The organism is Saccharothrix syringae, assembly GCF_009498035.1.
In the GTDB taxonomy this organism is placed as follows: domain Bacteria; phylum Actinomycetota; class Actinomycetes; order Mycobacteriales; family Pseudonocardiaceae; genus Actinosynnema; species Actinosynnema syringae.
Genome location: NZ_CP034550.1, coordinates 10,372,297 through 10,391,795, shown reverse-complemented (window position 1 = coordinate 10,391,795; position 19,499 = coordinate 10,372,297). Strand labels below are relative to the sequence as shown.

The following is a 19,499-nucleotide window of genomic DNA, read 5'->3' as shown; positions in this document are numbered from 1 at the left end:
GCACTCCGAAGAAGTACCCACCGTCACGAAACGCGGAGGACATGGGCAAGAAGGACGGGGCCATTGAGGTCGAGGGCCGCGTGATCGAGCCGCTCCCCAACGCGATGTTCCGCGTCGAGTTGGAGAACGGCCACAAGGTCTTGGCACACATCAGCGGCAAGATGCGTCAGCACTACATCCGCATCCTCCCCGAGGACCGGGTTGTCGTGGAGCTCTCGCCCTACGACCTGTCCCGCGGGCGCATCGTCTACCGCTACAAGTGACCTCCGGCGCGCTCAAGCGGGGCGCCGGCTGACGCAGGAGAGCTCAGGCGTGAAGGTCCAGCCGAGCGTCAAGAAGATCTGCGACAAGTGCAAGGTGATCCGCCGCCACGGCCGGGTCATGGTGATCTGCGAGAACCTGCGCCACAAGCAGCGCCAGGGCTGACCAGCACCACCGCACGGGTCGAGTCTTCGACGGACGCGACATGTAAGCAAGCCTCTTCGCACCTGCCGCACCACCAACCCGGTGCGGCACACCCCCGGACTCCAGGCCGGGGCCGGGACACCGGTCGTGAGAGCGACCGGATGACGCAGCGAGTCAGTCCCGGGACCGGGCGGGGAGCAGACCTGGAGACGAACCGACAGGAGCAAGCGCCGCATGGCACGACTCGCTGGCGTCGACCTCCCCCGCGAGAAGCGGTTGGAGATCGCGCTCACCTACATCTTCGGCATCGGGCGCACGCGCTCGAAGGAAGTGCTGAAGGCGACCGAGCTCTCCCCGGACCTCCGGGTGCGGGAGCTCGGCGACGATGACCTCGCGAAGCTGCGGGACTACATCGAGAACAACTTCAAGGTCGAGGGTGACCTCCGCCGCGAGGTTCAGGCCGACATCCGCCGCAAGATGGAGATCGGCACCTACCAGGGCCTGCGCCACCGTCGCAACCTGCCCGTCCGCGGGCAGCGCACCAAGACGAACGCGCGCACCCGCAAGGGTCCGAAGAAGACCGTGGCGGGCAAGAAGAAGGCCGGCAAGAAGTAACCTCGCGCGTCTAATCCAGGAGATCACCCAGACATGCCACCCAAGTCCCGCCAGGGCGCCGGGGTCAAGAAGGTCCGGCGCAAGGAGAAGAAGAACGTCTCGCACGGCCAGGCCCACATCAAGAGCACGTTCAACAACACCATCGTGTCCATCACGGACCCGATGGGCAACGTGATCAGCTGGGCCTCCGCCGGCCACGTCGGCTTCAAGGGCTCCCGCAAGTCCACGCCGTTCGCCGCGCAGATGGCCGCCGAGAACGCCGCCCGCAAGGCCGCCGAGCACGGCATGCGCAAGGTGGACGTGTTCGTGAAGGGCCCCGGTTCCGGCCGGGAGACCGCGATCCGTTCGCTGCAGGCCGCCGGCCTGGAGGTCGGCACGATCCAGGACGTGACCCCGCAGCCCCACAACGGCTGCCGCCCGCCCAAGCGGCGCCGGGTCTGAGGCACGGGGAGGAGTAAGCACACATGGCTCGCTACACCGGACCGGCCACGCGCATCTCGCGTCGCCTGAAGGTCGACCTCGTCGGTGGGGACCAGGCGTTCGAGCGCCGCCCCTACCCGCCCGGCCAGCACGGCCGCGGTCGCATCAAGGAGTCGGAGTACCTGCTCCAGCTCCAGGAGAAGCAGAAGGCCCGCTACACGTACGGCGTGCTGGAGAAGCAGTTCCGCCGCTACTACGAGGAAGCGGTCCGCCGCCCCGGCAAGACGGGCGAGAACCTGCTGCAGATCCTGGAGTCCCGCCTGGACAACGTGGTGTACCGCGCGGGCCTCGCGCGCACCCGCCGCCAGGCGCGCCAGCTGGTCAGCCACGGGCACTTCATCGTGAACGGCCAGAAGGTCAACATCCCGAGCTACCGGGTGTCGAAGTTCGACATCATCGACGTGAAGCCGAAGTCGCTGCCCACGCTGCCCTTCGAGGCCGCGCGCGCTTCCTTCGGCGACCGGCCGATCCCGGCCTGGCTCCAGGTCGTGCAGTCGAACCTGCGGGTCCTGGTGCACCAGCTCCCGGAGCGGGCGCAGATCGACACGCCCGTCACCGAGCAGCTCATCGTCGAGCTCTACTCGAAGTGATCCTCCCGGGGGAGCGGCGCCCGCCGTTCCCCCGGTCGGGTCCCGCGGCGGCACGGAATGGTGTGCCGCGCGCGTTCGCCGGTCTCCGCGACTGGCATCCCACGGCGTCATATGGCGGGCGCCGGGGTAGGAGAAGAGGAAAGAACCCGTGCTGATTTCCCAGCGCCCCTCGCTCAGCGAGGAAGCGGTCAACGAGACCCGGTCCCGGTTCGTCATCGAGCCGCTGGAGCCGGGCTTCGGCTACACCCTCGGCAACTCGATCCGCCGCACCCTGCTGTCGTCCATCCCCGGCGCGGCCGTGACCAGCATCCGCATCGACGGCGTGCTGCACGAGTTCACGACCGTCCCCGGTGTGAAGGAGGACGTCACCGACATCATCCTCAACCTCAAGGAGCTGGTCGTCAGCTCCGAGGAGGACGAGCCGGTGACCATGTACCTGCGCAAGCAGGGGCCGGGTGCGGTGACCGCCGGCGACATCGTGCCCCCGGCCGGTGTCACCGTGCACAACCCCGACCTGCACATCGCCACCCTGAACGGCAAGGGCAAGCTGGAGATCGAGCTCGTGGTCGAGCGCGGTCGCGGCTATGTCCCCGCCGTGCAGAACAAGCAGGCCGGTGCCGAGATCGGCCGCATCCCCGTCGACTCGATCTACTCGCCCGTCATGAAGGTGACCTACAAGGTCGAGGCCACCCGTGTCGAGCAGCGGACCGACTTCGACAAGCTGATCCTCGACGTCGAGACCAAGCCGTCCATCACGCCGCGCGACGCCGTCGCCTCGGCGGGCAAGACGCTGGTGGAGCTGTTCGGCCTCGCGCGCGAGCTGAACGTCGACGCCGAGGGCATCGAGATCGGCCCCTCGCCCGCCGAGGCGGACACCATCGCGGCGTTCGCGATGCCGATCGAGGACCTGGACCTCACCGTGCGGTCCTACAACTGCCTCAAGCGCGAGGGCATCCACACCGTGGGCGAGCTGGTCTCGCGCAGCGAGGCGGACCTGCTGGACATCCGCAACTTCGGCGCCAAGTCGATCGACGAGGTCAAGATGAAGCTCGTCGGCCTCGGCCTCGCGCTGAAGGACAGCCCCCCCGGGTTCGACCCCTCGGCTGCCGCGTCCGACTACCCCACCGACGGTGGCTGGGGTGCGGACACGTCCGTGGACACCCACGACGACGGCCAGGACTACGCGGAGACCGAGCAGCTCTGAGGGCCGCCTAGCGGCCGGGCCGGAGCAGAGGATCAGGAAGAAATCCGAGGAGCAATTCGATGCCCACCCCGACTAAGGGACCCCGTCTCGGGGGCTCGCCGGCCCACGAGCGGCTGATGCTGGCCAACCTGGCCACGTCCCTGTTCACCCACGGTCGGATCACGACCACGGAGGCGAAGGCGAAGCGGCTGCGCCCGTACGCCGAGAAGCTGATCACCAAGGCGAAGGTCGGCGACCTGCACAACCGCCGCGAGATCATGAAGGTGATCCGCGACAAGGACGTCGTGCACAAGCTGCTCGCCGAGATCGGCCCGCAGTTCTCCGCGCGCTCCGGCGGTTACACCCGCATCACCAAGACGCTGCCGCGCAAGGGCGACAACGCCCCCATGGCCGTGATCGAGCTGGTCGCGGAGCAGACCGTCACCTCCGAGGCGGAGCGGGCCCGCAAGACCCGGTTCGCCAAGGACGAGGCCCCCAAGGCCGCCGCCACCGAGACCGACGAGGTCAAGGCGGAGGAGGTGGAGGACCAGGACGCCGAGGCGCCCGAGTCCGCCACGAAGGACGCGACCGAGGAGCCCGCCGAGGGCGCCGACGACGAGTCCGCCGAGCCGCAGGCCAAGAAGGACGAGTCCTGACGGACTCCCACTTCGCCGACGAGCCCGTCACCCCCGCCGGGGGCGACGGGCTCGTTCGCGTGCGCCTGGACCTGGCCTACGACGGCACGGACTTCTCCGGCTGGGCGCGGCAGCCCGGCAGGCGCACGGTGTGCGGTGTCCTGGAGGACACCATGTCCACGGTGCTCAGGTCCGACGTGGCCCTGACCGTGGCCGGTCGCACCGACGCGGGCGTGCACGCCTCGGGTCAGGTCGCGCACGCCGACCTGCCGGCGTCGGTGGACGTCGACGGCCTGCCCCGGCGGCTGGCGCGGGCCCTGCCGCCGGACGTGCGCGTGTTCTCCGCGCGGGTGGTGCCGCCGGAGTTCGACGCCCGCTTCGCCGCCCTGCGGCGCCACTACGAGTACCGGGTCACCGACGCGCCGCACGGCGCCCACCCCCTGCGGCGGCTCGACACCCTGGCCTGGCCCCGGCCGCTGGACGTGGCGGCGCTGAACGACGCCTCGGCGCTGCTGCTGGGCGAGCACGACTTCTGCGCGTTCTGCCGGCGCCGGGAGGGCGCGACGACGATCCGCGAGCTCCAGCGGTTGGAGTGGGTGCGCGAGGGGGAGCTGCTGACGGCGTTCGTGTCGGCGGACGCGTTCTGCCACTCGATGGTGCGCAGCCTGGTGGGCGCGCTGCTGGCGGTGGGGGAGGGGCGCAAGCCCGCCGGGTGGCCCGCGTCGCTGCTGTCGCTGAGCGGGCGGTCGAGCGAGGTCGCGGTGGCGCCGGCGCACGGGCTGTCGCTGGTGCGGGTGGACTACCCGGCCGACGGCGAGCTGGCGGCCCGGGCCGCGGTGACGCGCAACGTGCGCGGTGCGCCGGCCTGAGGGTTACCGGCCGCGGGGCGTTCAGGTCCGCGGTGACCGGGGCCTTGGCGAGCCGGTGGGCGGGGCTCTGGCGGAGGTGGCCGAAGACCGGTTCGGTGTGCGGGGCGCCTTCGGGGGCGGGAGCCGCCGGCCAGGCGTCGGGGGTGTGCGTGCCGGTCGTCGCCGCAGCACCCTGCCGCTGTCCCGGCGGTCAACCGCATAACTTGACCAGGTGAAACGCGAAGCGGCCCCCTCACCGGCGGAAGGTGGTGAGGGGGCCGCGGGTTACCGGGACCTTCAGAGGTCGAGGGTCCAGGAGTCGATGTAGCCGGTGTCCTGGCTGTACGCGTCGCGCACGCGCAGCTGCCAGGTCCCGTTGGCGTCCTCCGCCGACAGGTTCACCGTGTAGGTCGCGTCGACGTTGTCCGCGCTGTCCGAACCGGACTGCACCTTCAGCTGCTTGACCGCGTTGCTCGGCGTGATCAGGTCGATCACCAGGTCACCGCGGTAGGTGTGCTTGATGTGCACCTCGACCGTGGCCGAGGCACCCGCCTTGCCGGCGCAGCCGGAGATCGTGATCGGGCTGGACGCGGTGCCCAGGTCCGGCACGGCCACGTCGGTGGCGTTGGTCTGCGGCGCGCAGCCCGTGGGCGGCTGGCTCGTGCCGCCGACCACCTTCAGCAGCTTGTTCGGCGAACCGGTGCCCGGGCTGCCGACCACGCCGTTGGTCGCGCCGTTGACCAGGGCGTCGCGCACCTGCTGCGGGGTGGAGGTGGGGTTGGCGGCCAGGTAGACCGCCGCCGCGCCGGCCACGTGCGGGGTGGCCATCGAGGTGCCGCTGATGGTGTTGGTGGCCGTGTCGTTGGTGTACCAGGCCGAGGTGATCGACGAGCCCGGCGCGAAGATGTCCACGCAGGTGCCGATGTTGGAGAACGACGACCGGGCGTCGGTGTTGGTGGTGGAGCCGACCGTGATCGCCTCCGCGGTGCGCGCCGGGGAGTAGTTGCAGGCGTCCGCGCCGTTGCTGTTGCCCGCGGCGATGGCGTAGGTGACGCCCGCGGCGATGGAGTTGCGGACGGCCTGGTCGACCGTGGCGTCCGCGCCGCCGCCCAGCGACATGTTCGCCACGGCCGGCTTGATCGCGTTGGCGGTCACCCAGTCGATGCCGGCGATGACGCCCGCGTACGTGCCGGAGCCCGAGCAGTTCAGCACGCGCACGCCGACGAGCTTGGCCTTCTTCGCCACGCCGTACGAGGTGCCCGCGACCGTGCCCGACACGTGCGTGCCGTGGCCGTTGCAGTCGGTGGCGTCGTTGTCGTTGTCCACGGTGTCGCGCCCGGACGTGGCGCGCCCGCCGAAGTCGGAGTGGGTGAACCGGATGCCCGTGTCGATGATGTAGGCGGTGACGCCCTCACCCTCGTTCGGGTAGGTGTAGGAGTTGTCCAGCGGCAGCGCGGCCTGGTCGATGCGGTCCAGGCCCCACGACGGGGTCGGCGCCTGCGTGCCGGAGATGGTGACCTCGCCGTCCTGCTGCACGTACGACACCGACGGGTCGGCGGCCAGCTTGCGGGCCTGCGCCTCGGTCATGGTGGCCGAGAAGCCGTGCAGCGCGTGCGTGTAGGTGTGCTTGACCTTGGCCTGGTACTTGTCGCTCAACGCGCTCACGCTGCTCGTGCCCACGTCCTTGAGCACGACGATGTAGCTGTCTTTGACCGAGTTCGGCGCACCGAGCCCGCGGATGTCGCCCTCCGCCACCGCGGTGAAGGTGCTCAGCGCCGCCGTGACCGCGAACGCGGTGCCGGTCGCCAGGCCGGCCGTGGACAGCCTCCTGGTCCAGGACGAGCGAACCTCTCCCATGTGCAGGGTCTCCTCTTCGCAGGGGATGTGTTCGGACGGTGTTGCCCTCGCTACCGACCGAACACGGTGATTCGTTCCTAGTTCGCCCCGCGTGCCCGCGCAAGAAATTCCCCGAAACAGGAGACCAATGACTCCTCAACAGATTTTTCGAGGTGTGAAGGAATTGGTTCCAAGAGTGCCTGGACCGGTTCCGACAAATGTGCCCCCGGACCGCGGGTCCGGGGGCACGGCCAAGCCGGCAACGCTCAGTCGCCGCGGCGGACGGCGCCCAGGATCTGCTGCTCGCCGGGGGTGGTGACCAGGCGCAACGGCCGCCACAGGTTCGTACCGAGGGCGATCACCTGGTCGTCCTTCAGGGTGGTCAGCTGGTGCGCCATCTGCGGCGGCAACCGCCAGATCTGGGACGCCAGCTGCGCCTGCCCGATCGGCAGCCGCTGGAGCAGCACCAGGTCGGCGGAATTCGCGGTGGTGGCCGCCTGGGGGTGCAAATACGGCAACACGTACATGGTGGTCTGCCACGGCGACCGCGGCGGGAACAGCTCCTGCGGCACGTGGCCGCCGTCGTGCACGACCAGCAGCGGGCTGTCCTCCGACGGGCGCGGCAGCTCCACCGGGCTCAGCCGGCGCAGCTGCACCAGCGGCGAGGGGCGGCCGTCGGGGCCCATGCCCGCCGCGCGCACCACCGGCTGCCAGGCCGCCGGGCGGCCGGTGGCGATGGTGATCCACGCGCCCGTCGCCATGGCCCGCAGCGCGATCTGCCGCGCCAGGTACAGCCCGCCCACGACCACCATGCGGGTGGGCGCGGACCGCAGCACCGAGATGGTCAGCGGCTCGCCCTGGAGGCCGGAGCCGAGCACCATGCCGCCGCGGTCGCCCGACGGGCTCACCACGTCCAGCATCTGCGGCGACACCAGGAACTCCGGTGCCACGCCGGCGCCGCGCGAGTTCATCAGCCTCGGGTTGGTCACGCCACACCCCCCAGCGGCAGGGTGGCCGACAGGCCGGAGACCTGGAGGCCGTTGAGCGGGGTCAGGGTGATGTCGAGCTTGTCCGCCAACGCCTTGAGCCGGTCGTCGGCGCGGTCCAGCTCGCCCGGCGTCCGCGCGCTGACCCGCACCATGCCGCGCAGGCCGACCTGGCCCTGCTCGGTGCTCGGCGAGATGGTCAGCGACAGCGTGGACGACAGCGCCCGCACGCCGGTCAGCGCGTTGAGGTCGTTGCGCACGCCCTTGGCGGGCCAGCCGGTGATCGCGTAGCTGGCGTGGCCGACGCCGCCCGCGGTCACCCCGGACCACTTCTCCCGCAGCGACACCGAGGTGTTCGACCCGGCCACCGAGGTCAGCTCGGCGGCGGAGATGCCCGCCCGGATCAGCTCGTCGGGGTCCAGCGGCCGGATCGCCACGCCGGTGGACTCCAGCGCGTTGCGCACCCGGGACAGCGCGCCGATCAGGGCGCGGTGGGCGCCCACGACGCCGCCGCCGCGCTCCCGGATCGCCGCCTGGCACCGCCGCGGGTCCAGCCGCACCGCGATCCACGTGGTGCGCCGCGCCGCGGCGGGCAGCGGGCCCAGCACCTCCAGGTAGGAGTTGAGCGCCGGGGAGTTCGCCGGCAGCGCCGCGCTGCCGGGGTAGCAGTGCCAGATCACCGAGATGGCGTCCAGGACCACGCCGCGGTCCTCCAGCGTGGGCGCCAGCGCGCCCAGCGGCAGCGACGGCGCGCTGCCCACGGCCGTGATCAGGCCCGGCGCCGGGTCGACCAGCAGCACCGCGGTCCACGCGCCCTGGTGCCAGGCCAGGCCCAGCGGGCGGCGCTCGTGGTCGGCGCCCCGGGCGATCACCAGGTCCGGCACGGCCAGCCGCAGCAGCGCCACCCGCGGGTCGTCCGGGCCGATGACCGAGGTCTCCTCCTCCGACGGAGGCTTGGCCTCCACCGGGCCGGTGCGCTTGGCGGTGCGGCTGTGCGAGCGGAAGCTGTAGCGCACCACCAGGACGAGCCACTGGGTCAGCCAGCGGCCCCTGGAGCGGGTGAACGCGAGGATGAGCGCGATCAGCACCACACCGCCGCCGACGTACAGGGGCACGGGTGCGACGCCGTCCCCGGTCGCGCCGATCGCGAACAGGACCAGCGCGACGGCGACGCCGACCTCCAGCACCACCAGGTTGGCGACCGGCAGCGCGCCGAGGCTGGCGCCCGCGGTGCGCCTGCGCGCGCGCAGCAGCGCGGCGCGCACGGCGTTTCCGGCGGCCTGGGCACGGGCTGTGGCAGGGTTGGGCGGGCCCGGTTGTGGTGCGGTACCCGGTCGTGGCGTGGTGACGGACATCCGGTCTGGTTCTCTTTCCGTCGGCGTGCGCCGGGTGGACCAGGCGGGTCTGACCAACCCGCACCCGAACCACCCGCCGTCCGGCTATCGTGCAGACCGTACCGCGACTGGGAGAGCAGCGAGCCGAGAATGGCATCAACACCCACCACCAAGTCACAGGTCCAGGCGTACCGATTCGTGCTGCGCCGGATGCAGTCCGCCCTGGTGCGCCGGGACGCGGTGATGCTGCACGACCCCATGCGCACGCACTCGCGCGCCACCGCGGTGGGTGTCCTGCTGGGCATCATCGGCATGATCGGCTTCCTGATCTTCGGGTTCTTCTCCCCGGACCCCCAGGTCGACGGTGAGACGAGGATCGCCATCTCCAAGGAGACGGGCCAGGTCTACGTGGTGCGCGAGGGCGAGCCGCGCACGCTGATCCCGATGACGAACCTGGCCTCCGCGCGGCTGCTCCTGCTGGCGCAGCAGCAGCCCGACAAGAGCCAGGCCGGGGCCAGCGGCTCGGACGCGCCGGCGGGCTCGGCCACCCAGGGCGCGCCGCAGGTCGCGGGCGGCGAGCCGAAGCTGGTGAGCGAGAAGGCGCTGGCCAAGCTGCCCAAGGGCAGGCTCACCGGCATCCCGGACGGCCCGGACGTGCTGCCCGCGCCCGCGGACCGGATCGGCGCGGACTGGTCGGTGTGCGACGAGCTCTCCCTCGACGAATCGCTCAACGACCCGTCGTCGCCGGGCCGGTTCACCACCACGGTGCTCGCCGGCTACAGCGGCGGCGACCAGGTGCTGGACGGCAACCAGGCCCTGCTGGTGCGCGCGGGCACCGACGACAAGCAGGCGTACCTGATCTACAAGGCGCCGGTGAACTCCAAGATCACCTCGACCTCCACGGTGCGGGCCAAGGTCGACCTGAGCCGGGCCGAGGTCGTCACCGCGCTGAACCTCAACGGCAGGCGGCCGCGGGCGATCAGCTCCGGCCTGCTCAACGCGATCCCCGAGGCGAAGCCGCTGGTGGCGCCCGAGATCACGGGCCGCGACCAGCCGGTGACCTACGTCTCCGGCGAGAACCTGCGGGTCGGCGACGTCATCGAGGTGGCGCGCACCGGTGACGACCCGGTGTTCTACGTGGCGCTGGGCAACGGGCTCCAGGAGATCAGCCGGGCGGTCGGCGACCTGATCCGCGCCAAGTACGCGCAGGGCGCGAAGCCGCGGCAGGTGGACATCGCCCGGATCAACAACGCGCAGAAGGTCGAGGTGCTGGACTTCGCCGACTACCCGTCCGAGGTGCCGGACGTGCTGGAGGCCAACCAGAACAACCGGGTCGTGTGCCTGGGCTGGCAGGCGAAGGACGTCAACTCGGGCAACAAGTCGCAGCACACCAGGGTGACCATCTCGCCGTCGCTGCCCATCCCGGGCGACGTCGCGCCGGTGAGCATCAACCAGGTCGGCGCGACCGGCGAGGTGGTCAGCCAGTTCGCGATGGCGCCGGGCAAGGCGGCCGTGGTGCGCAGCGCCACGTCCACCCAGGACTTCGCCACCGGCCCGATCCACCTGATCACCGGCCGCGGGGTGAAGTACGGCATCCCCGACACGGTCACCGCGGGCGCGCTGGGCCTGGGCCAGAACGGGTTCACCCCCGGTCCCGAGTCGATCCTGCGGCTGCTGCCCAACGGGCCGCAGCTCAACCGGACCGACGCCTCCCGCAGCTGGGACTCGATCCCGGTGCCCAAGGACATCGGCCTGCTGCCCGAGCAGCAGCAGAAGCAGGGCGGCTGAGCCGGACGGCGGAACCGGCGCGCGCCGGTCCCCGTCACAGGGTGCGGGAGGTGGCCTGGTGGACGAACTCAGGGCCGGGTCCGCGGGTACGGGCGCCGGGCGGGTCGAGGTCGACCCGCGGTGGATCGAGCTGTACGCCCGGCGCGTCGAGGAGGCGGCCGAGGAGCTGTCCCGGGCGCGCGACGAGCTGCGCCGGGCGCCCGTGCCGCCGCACGGCTTCGGCGAGGTGGGGCGGGCGCTGCGCAGCTCCGAGGCGTACCGGCGGGCCGCGGGCGTGCTCAACGGGCAGCTGGACCGGGCGTGCGAGGTGCTGACCGCCGCCGCGCACGGGCTGCACGAGGTGGCCGGGCACTACGGCAGCCGGGACGACGAGGCGATCGCGCTGCTCCGCGCCGCCGACCGGCGGCTGGACGGGGTGGGCTGATGCGCGAGCGGGACGGCAGGCACCTCGCCGCGCAGGTGGGGCCGGAGCTGGACTACCTGTCCGGGATCAGCCGCAGGCTCGGCGTGCGCGACCTGGTCGCGGAGTACTTCACCCCGGTGCTGGGCGAGTGGAGCGCGTTGCAGGACGAGGCGCGGCGGTGGCGCCGGGCCGGCGTGGTGCTCGAACACGTGACGCGCGACCTGACCGGGCCGCTGGGCAGGCTCGACTCGGCGTGGCAGGGCAGGGACGCCGACTCGTTCGTCGACCACATGCGACAGGTGGGCCTGGCCGGGCAGGACGTGTCCGACGCCATGCACGCCATGGGCGAGGCGCTGGACCAGACCGCCGAGGGCGTGCGCGGCATCGTGGAGGACATGTCGCGGGTGTTCGCCGACGCCGCCGACGCGGTGTCCGGCGCGGCGGCCCTGCCGCTGGACGGCGACCGGCGCGTGGTGGAGGTCCTGGACGAGCTGCACGACCCGGCCAGGGAGCTGTACGAGGCGGTGCGTGACGTGCTGGAGGCGTTCGTCCGGCTCTGCGAGGGCGTGGGGGGCTCGGACGAGTTCGGCGGCGTCGAGGTGGAGCACCGCTACCCCGAGCGGAACTGGACCTACAGCGAGCCGGTCAAGTCCGGCCCGACCGCGGAGCCCGAGCCGGTGGAGCCCAGGCCGGGTGAGGTCAAGCCCGCGGCGGCAGTCGGTGGTGGTGGCGTCGGTGGTGGTGTCGGTGGTGGTGTCGGCGGTGGCGGCGGTGGTCTGCCCGGCGGTGGTGGCGGTGTCGGTGGTGGCCCGCTCGGCGGCGGCTCGCCGGCCGGCGCGCCCGAGCGGTTGGGCCAGGGCGGTTCGACGACCATCTCCGAACCCGGCTACACCGAGCCCGCGGCACGCCCGGCGGCTGCGGCGGCGGCTCCCGCGGGCCCCTCGGGCACGTCGTCGGGCACCGGCATGGTGGGCGGCGGCATGATGCCCATGGGCGCCGGCGCAGGCGCGGGCGGCCAGCAGGGCGGGGACAAGGAGCACAAGTCGAGGTTCCAGCTCGCCGGCAGCACCGAGCAGGTCTTCGGCAAGCCCAAGAAGAGCGCACCGCCGGTCCTCGGCGAGGACTAGCCACCGGATCAGGAAGAAGGGCCGCCCGGAATCCGGGCGGCCCTTGTCACGTCAGCGGGTCAGAGCACCGATCTTTTTACCGGTACCGCCGCGCGCCGGGCCCGGTTGCGGTTGACGGTGTGCACGATGAACAGCGTCAGCAGCAGCAGGCCGACGCCCGCGCCCGTGCCGGACAGCGCCACCACCATCGGCGTCCGGTCCGGCGGGTTCAGCGGGTCGAGGCTGGTCATGACCTGCTCGGGGGCCGCGGGCTTGGCGCCCGGCCGCTCCATCGGCAGCTCGGCGGTCAGCGCGGCCACCGGGTTGACCATGCCGAAGCCGACCTTGCGGTCCCGCCCGGTCGGGTTGCCCGGGTGCTGGGCGGTGGCCTTGATCCGGTCCATCACCTGGCGCGCGGTCAGGTCCGGGAACCGCTCGCGCACCATCGCCGCCACGCCCGCCACGTAGGGGGACGCGAAGCTGGTGCCCTGGATCGCGGTGGTCCGGCCGTTCGTGTCGACGTTGGCGTTGGTCAGGCCCTGGCCCGCCGGGTCGAGGGTGGTGATCTCCTCGCCGGGCGCGGCCACGCTGACCCACGGGCCCCACACCGAGAACGCCGACACCTCGCCGACCTGGCTGATCGACGCCACCGACAGCACGTTGTCGGCGTACCACGGCGGCGACGCGACCACGTTGACGTTGTTGGTGTCCTCGTTGTCGTTCTGCGCCTCGCAGCCGCTGTTCGCGTCGATGTTGCCGGCCGCGGTGACCACGACCACGTCCTCGTCGTTGACCGCCCAGTCGATCGCGGCCTGCAGCTCGCGCTCCTGGGTGCTCGGCTCCTGCGGTCGCGCGCACGAGGTCAGCGAGATGTTGATGACCTGCGCGCCCTGGCGCACCGCGGCCACGATGGCCTGCGCCAGGGTGCCGACCCGGCCCGCGCTGGGCCGGCTGTTGGCCGGGTTGGCCTTGTCCTCGAACGCGTAGCGGTTGCTGGTCTGCCGGATCGAGATGACCTGCGCGTCGGGCGCGGCGCCGACGAAGCCGGTCCGGTCGTCCCGGCTGGCCGCGGCGACGCCCGCCACCCCGGTGCCGTGGCCGTCGCAGTCCTTGGCGCCCTTCTCGGCGGTCTCGACGTAGTCGCCGCCCGCGATGACCCGGCCCTTGAGCCGCGGGTGCTCGGCGTTGACGCCCGTGTCGATGATCGCCAGCTTCACGTCCTTGCCGGTGGCGAAGCGGTGCGCCTCCTCCAGGCGCAGCTGCATCTGGCCCCACGGCTTGTTCTCGATGGTGCGGTCACCGGTGCCCGAGGTGACGCACTCGACCTTCTTCTTGTAGTCGACGTCCTCCTTGGGCTCGGCGAACGCGGGCAGGAACTTCCGGTCCACCGCGGGTGGCTGCGAGTTCGGCCGGCTCGGCTTGGCGGTCGTGGTCGGCTGGGCGTGCGCGCCGGGCGCGGTGACCAGGGTGACGGCCACCGCGGTCAGCGCGGCGAGCTTCCGGATCCGCATCTTCTTCAACGCCTCACGCGGGGATGAGCTGGCGCATGGTGACGTACAGGTCCATCACGGCCAGCGCCAGCGGCAGCACCGCGGCGATCAGGATCGCCTCCAGCACGTCCACGGTGCGGCGCAGCACCGGCGAGAACTTCTGGTTGGGGAAGATCACGCCGAGGACCAGCGCCACCGCGCCGACCAGGACCAGCGCGCCGAACACGTACAGCAGCCGGTCGCCGGGCGAGGACTGCACCAGCCAGCCGACGAGCACGCCCGCGCCCGCCACCATGCCGCTCGCCAGCAGCGCCACGGCCTGCGCGCCGTTGGCGTAGGAGCGGCCGCGCAGCAGCAGCACCAGCGTCACCGCGATCGCCAGCAGCGGGCCCCAGATGGTGCCGTCGGAGGCGGCGATCACGCCGAACACCGCGGCGATGCCGCCGCAGCCGATGATCATGCCGGTCAGGTACTCGTGCGCGTTGGCCGTGCGCCGCTCGATGACGGAGTACTCCGGGAAGCCGGTGTCCTCCTTCAGGTCCTCGGCGCTGCCCGGCACGGTCGGCAGCGGCAGCTTGGCCAGCTGGATGGTCAGCCGCGGCAGCACCGACAGCGCCGCCAGGGAGACCGCCGCGGTGGCCGCCGCGATGCCCTCGACGGGGTGGTCGACGAAGATGCCGATGAGGAAGGCCAGGCCGCTGAGCGCGCCCGCGGTGGCGGCGGCGATGAACACCGTGATGCCGCGCCCGATGAGCAGGATCGCCGCCGAGGCGAAGATCAGCACCAGCACGCTGGCCAGCAGCAGGTTCGGCCGGCCGATCGCGCCGGGCACGGTGTAGAGGCCGGCCACGTACGCCATGGGCAGGCCGCCCGCCGCGGCGATCAGCACGCCGGTGCCGGTGGCGTTGTAGGAGCGGGCGATGACCGCGCCCGCGGCCAGCGCCGCGATGGCCACCACGCCCGCGCTGATGGCGGGCGCCAGGCTGCCGCCACCCGCCAGCGGGCCGGCCAGCAGCACCGCGAACGCGGCGGCGACCAGCGCCAGCGCGCCCGCCAGGTGCCCGTACTTGCGCGCGGTGTCCTTGGTCCACGGCCGGAAGCTGTCCGGCTCGGACTCCGCGATCGCGTCGACCACGTCGTCGTACAGCGGCGGGGGCGGGTTCTCGTTCCGCTTGCGCAGCTGGAGCAGCTCGCCGTCGACCACGCCGAGCGAGGCCAGCGTGCGGCTGGGGTCCAGCGGGCCGTCGCCGAGCTTGGCCAGCGCCCACCCGCCGTGCCGCACGCCGCCGTCCGGCGTGGCCTCCTTGGCCATGTCCAGCAGCATCGGCAGCAGGTCGGCCACCGCCACGTCGGCGGGCAGCGCGACGTCGATGCGCGTCCGCGGCGCAACCACCGTCACTCGGCTGAACACCGTGGTCCCGGTCGCCACCAGCGCCCCCTCAAGTCCTGATCAGTGTGTGCTGCGGGTCGAGCCGACTTTATTGGTCCGGTCGGCGGTCCCTCCGGCGGACCCAAGTATGGCCGCACCGGGCGTCTGGACAGGGCCGTTCCGCACAACACGTGTGCAACACATCTTGACGGCCTATTTCCCGGACCCACTCTCGCGGGTTGTCCCGATGCGCCATAGTGTCGGTTGCGACCGGCCGCGCCCGCACGTGGTCGAGGGTCTACGAACGAGTTTGAAGAGGTGCCTGTCAGGTGAGCACGCTGCAGTTCAAGCGCACGGCGCGCCTCGCTGCCCCCCGCCCGCCAGGCGGTGAGGTCCACCTCGAACCGCCGCCCGAGGTGCCCCGCGTCATTCCCGGCAACATCATGATGAAGGCGATGCCCGTCGTCATGATCGTGTCTTCCGTCGGGATGATGGTCCTGATGTTCACCTACAGCGGCCGCAGCCCGGCCGCGATGATCATGCCGGGCATGATGCTGGTCTCGACCATCGGCATGATGGCGGGCGGCATGGGCGGTGGCAAGGGCCAGAAGAAGGCCGAGATGAACGAGGACCGCAAGGACTACCTGCGGTACCTGGGCCAGATGCGCGACCGCGCCCGCGAGGCGGCGAACGAGCAGCGCGCCGAGCGCGAGTGGGTCCACCCGGACCCGCAGGCGCTGTGGTCCCTGGCCACCACCCGGCGCATGTGGGAGCGCCGGCAGAACGACCCCGACTTCTGCCACCTGCGCGCGGGCCGCGGCTCGCAGCGCCTGGCCACCCGGCTGGTGCCGCCGCAGACCGGCCCGGTCGAGGAGCTGGAGCCCATCGCGACGCTGGCGCTGCGCCGCTTCGTGCGCGCCCACTCGCTCGTGCCCGACCTGCCGATCTCGATCGCGCTGCGCGGGTTCGCCGCGGTCGGCCTGCTCGGCGGCACCGAGGAGAAGCGCGGCCTGGCCCGCGCGCTGATCGCGCAGATGGCGACCTTCCACTCGCCGGACGACCTGCTCATCGCCGTGGTCACCACCGGCCGCACCAAGGCCGAGTGGGAGTGGATGAAGTGGCTGCCGCACGTGCAGCACCCCGCGATCGTCGACGGCATCGGCCAGATGCGGATGATGGCCGGCTCGCTGACCGAGGTCGAGCAGATGCTGGACGAGCAGCTGCGCGACCGGCAGCGGTTCACCCGCAACGCGCCGCCGCCCGCCGACCAGCCGCACGTCGTGATCCTCATCGACGACGGCGACGTGACCCGGGAAGAGCAGATCATCCTGGAGGAGGGCCTGGTCGGCGTCACCCTGCTCGACCTGTCCGAGTCGCTGGGCAACCTGACCGCGCGCCGCGGCCTGCGGCTGGTCATCGAGGACGGCAAGCTGGGCGCGCGCAGCGCCAGCGGCGTGGAGTGGTTCGGCTCGCCGGACTGGCTCAGCGTGGTCGAGGCCGAGGCGCTGGCGCGGCGGCTGTCGCCGTACCGGATCGGCGGCGTGGACGCGGGCGGCAGCGACGAGGACCCGCTGTCGATGAGCAACAACCCGCCGCTGCTGGAGTTCCTGGGCATCCCCGGCGACCCGATGACCTTCGACGTGCAGGGCGCCTGGCGGCCCCGCCCGGTGCGCGACCGCTACCGCGTGCCGTTCGGCATCGGCGAGTTCGGCCAGCAGGTGGAGCTGGACATCAAGGAAGCGGCGATGGAGGGCATGGGCCCGCACGGCCTGTGCATCGGCGCCACCGGTTCCGGCAAGTCCGAGTTCCTGCGCACGCTCGTGCTGGGCATGCTGGCCACGCACTCGTCGACCTCGCTCAACATGATCCTGGTCGACTTCAAGGGCGGTGCGACGTTCCTCGGCCTGGACAAGGCGCCGCACGTCGCCGCGGTCATCACCAACCTGTCCGGCGACCTCACCCTGGTCGACCGCATGAAGGACGCCATCGCCGGCGAGGTGGCCCGCCGCCAGGAGGTCCTGGCCAAGGGCAACTACAAGAACGTGTGGGACTACGAGAAGGCGCGCGAGAACGGCGCCGACCTCGACCCGCTGCCGGCGCTGTTCATCTGCATCGACGAGTTCTCCGAGATGCTGACCGCGAAGCCGGACTTCATCGACATCTTCCTCCAGATCGGCCGCGTCGGCCGGTCGCTCCAGATGCACATGCTGCTGGCCTCGCAGCGCCTGGAGGAGGGCAAGCTGCGCGGCCTGGACACGTTCCTGTCCTACCGGATCGGCCTGAAGACGTTCTCCGCCGCCGAGTCGCGCGCCGCGATCGGCGTGCCGGACGCCTACGAGCTGCCGCCCATCCCGGGCTCGGGCTACCTGGCCGTCCAGGGCTCGCCGCTGACCCGGTTCAAGGCGCTGTACGTGTCCGGCCCGTACCGCCCGGCCGGCCTCCAGGTCGGCGGCCCGTCCGCCCCGGTGACCAGCGACAAGCGGCCCCGCTTCTTCGTGCCGGACTACATCGAGATCCCCAAGGAGCCGATCCGGCCGGTCGAGCCGGTCGTGCAGCAGAAGAAGGAAGAGGACTCCAACGAGCCCAGCGAGCTGGAGGTCATCGTCGGGCGCCTGGTGGGCCAGGGCCCGCCCGCGCACGAGGTGTGGCTGCCGCCGCTGAACGAGCCGCCGTCGCTGGACACCCTGCTGCCGCCGCTGCAGGCGACCGAGGACCGCGGCCTGACCGCGCCCGGGTTCTTCGCCAACGGCAAGCTCCAGGTGCCGCTGGGCGTGGTGGACAAGCCGTTCGAGCAGCGCCGCGACCTGCTGTGGGCCGACTTCTCCGGTGCCGCGGGCCACGGCGCGTTCGTGGGCGGCCCGCAGTCGGGCAAGTCGATGCTGCTGCGGACCCTGATCACGTCGATGGCGTTGACGCACACCCCCGAGGAGGTGCAGTTCTACTGCCTCGACCTCGGTGGCGGCACGCTCGCCGCGCTGGAGAACCTGCCGCACGTCGGCGGGTTCGCCAGCCGGCTCGACGTGGACAAGGCGCGCCGCATGGTGGCCGAGCTGACCGGGTTGATCTCCGAGCGCGAGCAGCGGTTCCGCGCCCAGGGCATCGACTCCATGGTCGAGTTCCGCAACCGCAAGCGGCGCGGCGAGATCCGCGACGACGAGTTCGGCGACGCGTTCCTGGTCGTCGACGGCTGGATGAACTTCCGGCAGGAGTTCGAGGTGCTGGAGCCGATGGTCCAGGCGCTCGCCGCGCAGGGCCTGTCGTTCGGCGTGCACGTGGTCGTGGCGGCCAACCGGTGGGCGGAGATCCGGCCCGCGATGAAGGACCTGATGGGCACCCGGTTCGAGCTGCGGCTGGGTGACCCGAGCGAGTCCGAGGTGGACCGCAAGGTCGCCGTCAACGTGCCGGCGGGCCGGCCGGGTCGCGGTGTGTCGCCGCAGAAGCTGCACTTCCTGACCGCGCTGCCGCGCATCGACGCCTCGTCGGACGCGGAGAACGTGGCCGCGGGTGTGCAGGACATGATCGCCAAGGTCCGCGGCTCCTGGCGCGGCAGGCCCGCGCCGCAGGTCCGCCTGCTGCCGGACGTGCTGCCGCACGCCGAGCTGATGACCCAGGTGCACCAGACCAACCCGAACCGGGGCCACCTGGTGCCGCTGGGCGTCAACGAGGACGAGCTGGCGCCGGTCTACCTGGACTTCGACGCGGACCCGCACTTCATGGCGCTGGCCGACGGCGAGTCGGGCAAGACCAACATGCTGCGCACCATCGTGCGCGGCATCATGAACAGCTACACCTCCAACGAGGCGCTGATCCTGCTGGTCGACTACCGGCGCACCATGCTCGGCTACATCGAGACCGACCACCTGCTGTCCTACGCGGTGTCGGGCAACCAGCTCGGCGACATGATCAAGGACGTCCGCACCTCGATGACCGGCCGGCTGCCCGGCCCGGACGTGACCCAGGAGCAGTTGAAGAACCGGTCCTGGTGGAAGGGCCCGGAGCTGTTCGTCGTGGTCGACGACTACGACCTGGTCGCGCCGCAGGGCGGGGTGAACCCGCTCCAGCCGCTGGCCGAGTTCATCCCGCAGGCCAAGGACGTCGGCCTGCACATCGTCGTGGTCCGCCGCATGGGTGGCGCCTCGCGCGCCATGTACGACCCGATCCTGGGCAAGCTCAAGGAGATCGCGGCGCCGATCATGATCGGTTCGGGCTCCAAGGAGGAGGGGGCGATCGTCGGCAACCTCAAGCCCTCGCCGCAGCCGCCGGGCCGGGGCACGCTGGTCACCCGCAAGCACGGCCAGCAGCGCATCCAGGTGGCCTGGATCGACCCGGAGTGACCGCCGCCGGGGCCGCCCCCCGGTGCACGCGAAGGGCCCCGCCGGTTCGCCGGTGGGGCCCTTCGTGGAGTTAGGGGACTGTCGTCGTACCGGACTA

17 protein-coding genes are annotated in these 19,499 nt (G+C 71.8%); 12 read left to right on the top strand and 5 right to left on the bottom strand.

All coding sequences use genetic code 11. The annotated features are described in order from the left end of the window. Nucleotides 1–41: 41 nt before the first annotated feature. From infA to truA, 8 genes are all read left to right on the top strand, one after another. On the top strand, nucleotides 42–263 hold the full coding sequence (gene infA / locus EKG83_RS43955) for a translation initiation factor IF-1 (protein WP_009948665.1): 222 nt from the start codon (nucleotides 42–44) through the stop codon (nucleotides 261–263). Between the two features lie 49 nt (nucleotides 264–312). After that, the gene (rpmJ, locus tag EKG83_RS43950) at nucleotides 313–426 is read left to right on the top strand and encodes a 50S ribosomal protein L36 (protein WP_010148647.1); all 114 of its coding nucleotides are present in this window, start codon (nucleotides 313–315) and stop codon (nucleotides 424–426) included. Nucleotides 427–639: 213 nt separating this feature from the next. Next, entirely contained in the window at nucleotides 640–1,020 is a 381-nt protein-coding gene (rpsM, locus tag EKG83_RS43945; RefSeq protein ID WP_033428591.1) for a 30S ribosomal protein S13, read from the top strand. A gap of 33 nt (nucleotides 1,021–1,053) precedes the next feature. Beyond that, complete coding sequence (gene rpsK, locus EKG83_RS43940) at nucleotides 1,054–1,461, top strand: 30S ribosomal protein S11 (RefSeq protein ID WP_033428592.1); 408 nt, start codon at nucleotides 1,054–1,056, stop codon at nucleotides 1,459–1,461. 23 nt (nucleotides 1,462–1,484) lie between these two features. Further along, entirely contained in the window at nucleotides 1,485–2,090 is a 606-nt protein-coding gene (gene rpsD / locus EKG83_RS43935; protein ID WP_033428593.1) for a 30S ribosomal protein S4, read from the top strand. Nucleotides 2,091–2,238: 148 nt separating this feature from the next. Then, entirely contained in the window at nucleotides 2,239–3,294 is a 1,056-nt protein-coding gene (locus tag EKG83_RS43930) for a DNA-directed RNA polymerase subunit alpha (RefSeq protein WP_033428594.1), read from the top strand. Between the two features lie 59 nt (nucleotides 3,295–3,353). Further along, nucleotides 3,354–3,929, top strand: coding sequence for a 50S ribosomal protein L17 (gene rplQ / locus EKG83_RS43925; protein ID WP_033428595.1), 576 nt, complete (start codon nucleotides 3,354–3,356; stop codon nucleotides 3,927–3,929). 59 nt (nucleotides 3,930–3,988) lie between these two features. Beyond that, nucleotides 3,989–4,777 carry a tRNA pseudouridine(38-40) synthase TruA gene (gene truA / locus EKG83_RS43920; RefSeq protein ID WP_033428596.1) on the top strand — a complete coding sequence of 263 codons (789 nt, stop codon included), beginning with the start codon at nucleotides 3,989–3,991 and terminating at the stop codon, nucleotides 4,775–4,777. Between the two features lie 276 nt (nucleotides 4,778–5,053). Here truA and EKG83_RS43915 read toward each other — a convergent pair whose 3' ends face one another. From EKG83_RS43915 to eccE, 3 genes are all read right to left on the bottom strand, one after another. Continuing rightward, nucleotides 5,054–6,613 carry a S8 family peptidase gene (locus EKG83_RS43915; RefSeq protein ID WP_033428597.1) on the bottom strand — a complete coding sequence of 520 codons (1,560 nt, stop codon included), beginning with the start codon at nucleotides 6,611–6,613 and terminating at the stop codon, nucleotides 5,054–5,056. A 245-nt stretch (nucleotides 6,614–6,858) separates the two neighbouring features. After that, nucleotides 6,859–7,563: a hypothetical protein gene (locus EKG83_RS43910; RefSeq protein ID WP_033428797.1), complete on the bottom strand. Its 705-nt coding sequence runs from the start codon at nucleotides 7,561–7,563 to the stop codon at nucleotides 6,859–6,861. Nucleotides 7,564–7,577: 14 nt separating this feature from the next. Beyond that, nucleotides 7,578–8,933, bottom strand: coding sequence for a type VII secretion protein EccE (gene eccE, locus EKG83_RS43905; RefSeq protein ID WP_084716052.1), 1,356 nt, complete (start codon nucleotides 8,931–8,933; stop codon nucleotides 7,578–7,580). Between the two features lie 129 nt (nucleotides 8,934–9,062). Here eccE and eccB point away from each other — a divergent pair, with 129 nt between their 5' ends. Genes eccB through EKG83_RS43890 form a run of 3 tightly spaced genes read left to right on the top strand, consistent with a single transcriptional unit; the run spans nucleotide 9,063 to nucleotide 12,230 of the window. Further along, nucleotides 9,063–10,700 (top strand): type VII secretion protein EccB, encoded by a 1,638-nt coding sequence (gene eccB / locus EKG83_RS43900; RefSeq protein ID WP_051764676.1) that lies wholly within the window; start codon nucleotides 9,063–9,065, stop codon nucleotides 10,698–10,700. A 58-nt stretch (nucleotides 10,701–10,758) separates the two neighbouring features. Continuing rightward, complete coding sequence (locus EKG83_RS43895; RefSeq protein ID WP_033428599.1) at nucleotides 10,759–11,124, top strand: hypothetical protein; 366 nt, start codon at nucleotides 10,759–10,761, stop codon at nucleotides 11,122–11,124. After that, entirely contained in the window at nucleotides 11,124–12,230 is a 1,107-nt protein-coding gene (locus EKG83_RS43890; protein WP_033428600.1) for a WXG100 family type VII secretion target, read from the top strand. Before EKG83_RS43895 ends, EKG83_RS43890 begins: the two co-directional genes overlap by 1 nt. A gap of 59 nt (nucleotides 12,231–12,289) precedes the next feature. Here the strand turns inward: EKG83_RS43890 and mycP are convergent, their stop codons facing one another. Together mycP and eccD are read right to left on the bottom strand one after the other, a co-directional pair. Next, nucleotides 12,290–13,720, bottom strand: coding sequence for a type VII secretion-associated serine protease mycosin (gene mycP, locus EKG83_RS43885; protein WP_033428601.1), 1,431 nt, complete (start codon nucleotides 13,718–13,720; stop codon nucleotides 12,290–12,292). 13 nt (nucleotides 13,721–13,733) lie between these two features. Continuing rightward, nucleotides 13,734–15,128 carry a type VII secretion integral membrane protein EccD gene (eccD, locus tag EKG83_RS43880; RefSeq protein WP_033428602.1) on the bottom strand — a complete coding sequence of 465 codons (1,395 nt, stop codon included), beginning with the start codon at nucleotides 15,126–15,128 and terminating at the stop codon, nucleotides 13,734–13,736. Between the two features lie 269 nt (nucleotides 15,129–15,397). Between eccD and EKG83_RS43875 the strand changes: the two genes are divergently transcribed. Next, nucleotides 15,398–19,402 (top strand): type VII secretion protein EccC, encoded by a 4,005-nt coding sequence (locus EKG83_RS43875; RefSeq protein WP_033428603.1) that lies wholly within the window; start codon nucleotides 15,398–15,400, stop codon nucleotides 19,400–19,402. The last annotated feature ends 97 nt before the right edge of the window (nucleotides 19,403–19,499 follow it).

Bases quoted from the DNA above. Each gene is read 5' to 3' on its own strand.
- infA (WP_009948665.1), top strand. From the start codon at position 42: ATGGGCAAGAAGGACGGGGCCATTGAGGTCGAGGGCCGCGTGATCGAG.
- rpsM (WP_033428591.1), top strand. From the start codon at position 640: ATGGCACGACTCGCTGGCGTCGACCTCCCCCGCGAGAAGCGGTTGGAG.
- rpsK (WP_033428592.1), top strand. From the start codon at position 1,054: ATGCCACCCAAGTCCCGCCAGGGCGCCGGGGTCAAGAAGGTCCGGCGC.
- rpsD (WP_033428593.1), top strand. From the start codon at position 1,485: ATGGCTCGCTACACCGGACCGGCCACGCGCATCTCGCGTCGCCTGAAG.
- rplQ (WP_033428595.1), top strand. From the start codon at position 3,354: ATGCCCACCCCGACTAAGGGACCCCGTCTCGGGGGCTCGCCGGCCCAC.
- EKG83_RS43915 (WP_033428597.1), bottom strand. From the start codon at position 6,613: ATGGGAGAGGTTCGCTCGTCCTGGACCAGGAGGCTGTCCACGGCCGGC.
- EKG83_RS43910 (WP_033428797.1), bottom strand. From the start codon at position 7,563: ATGAACTCGCGCGGCGCCGGCGTGGCACCGGAGTTCCTGGTGTCGCCG.
- eccE (WP_084716052.1), bottom strand. From the start codon at position 8,933: ATGTCCGTCACCACGCCACGACCGGGTACCGCACCACAACCGGGCCCG.
- eccB (WP_051764676.1), top strand. From the start codon at position 9,063: ATGGCATCAACACCCACCACCAAGTCACAGGTCCAGGCGTACCGATTC.
- EKG83_RS43890 (WP_033428600.1), top strand. From the start codon at position 11,124: ATGCGCGAGCGGGACGGCAGGCACCTCGCCGCGCAGGTGGGGCCGGAG.
- mycP (WP_033428601.1), bottom strand. From the start codon at position 13,720: ATGCGGATCCGGAAGCTCGCCGCGCTGACCGCGGTGGCCGTCACCCTG.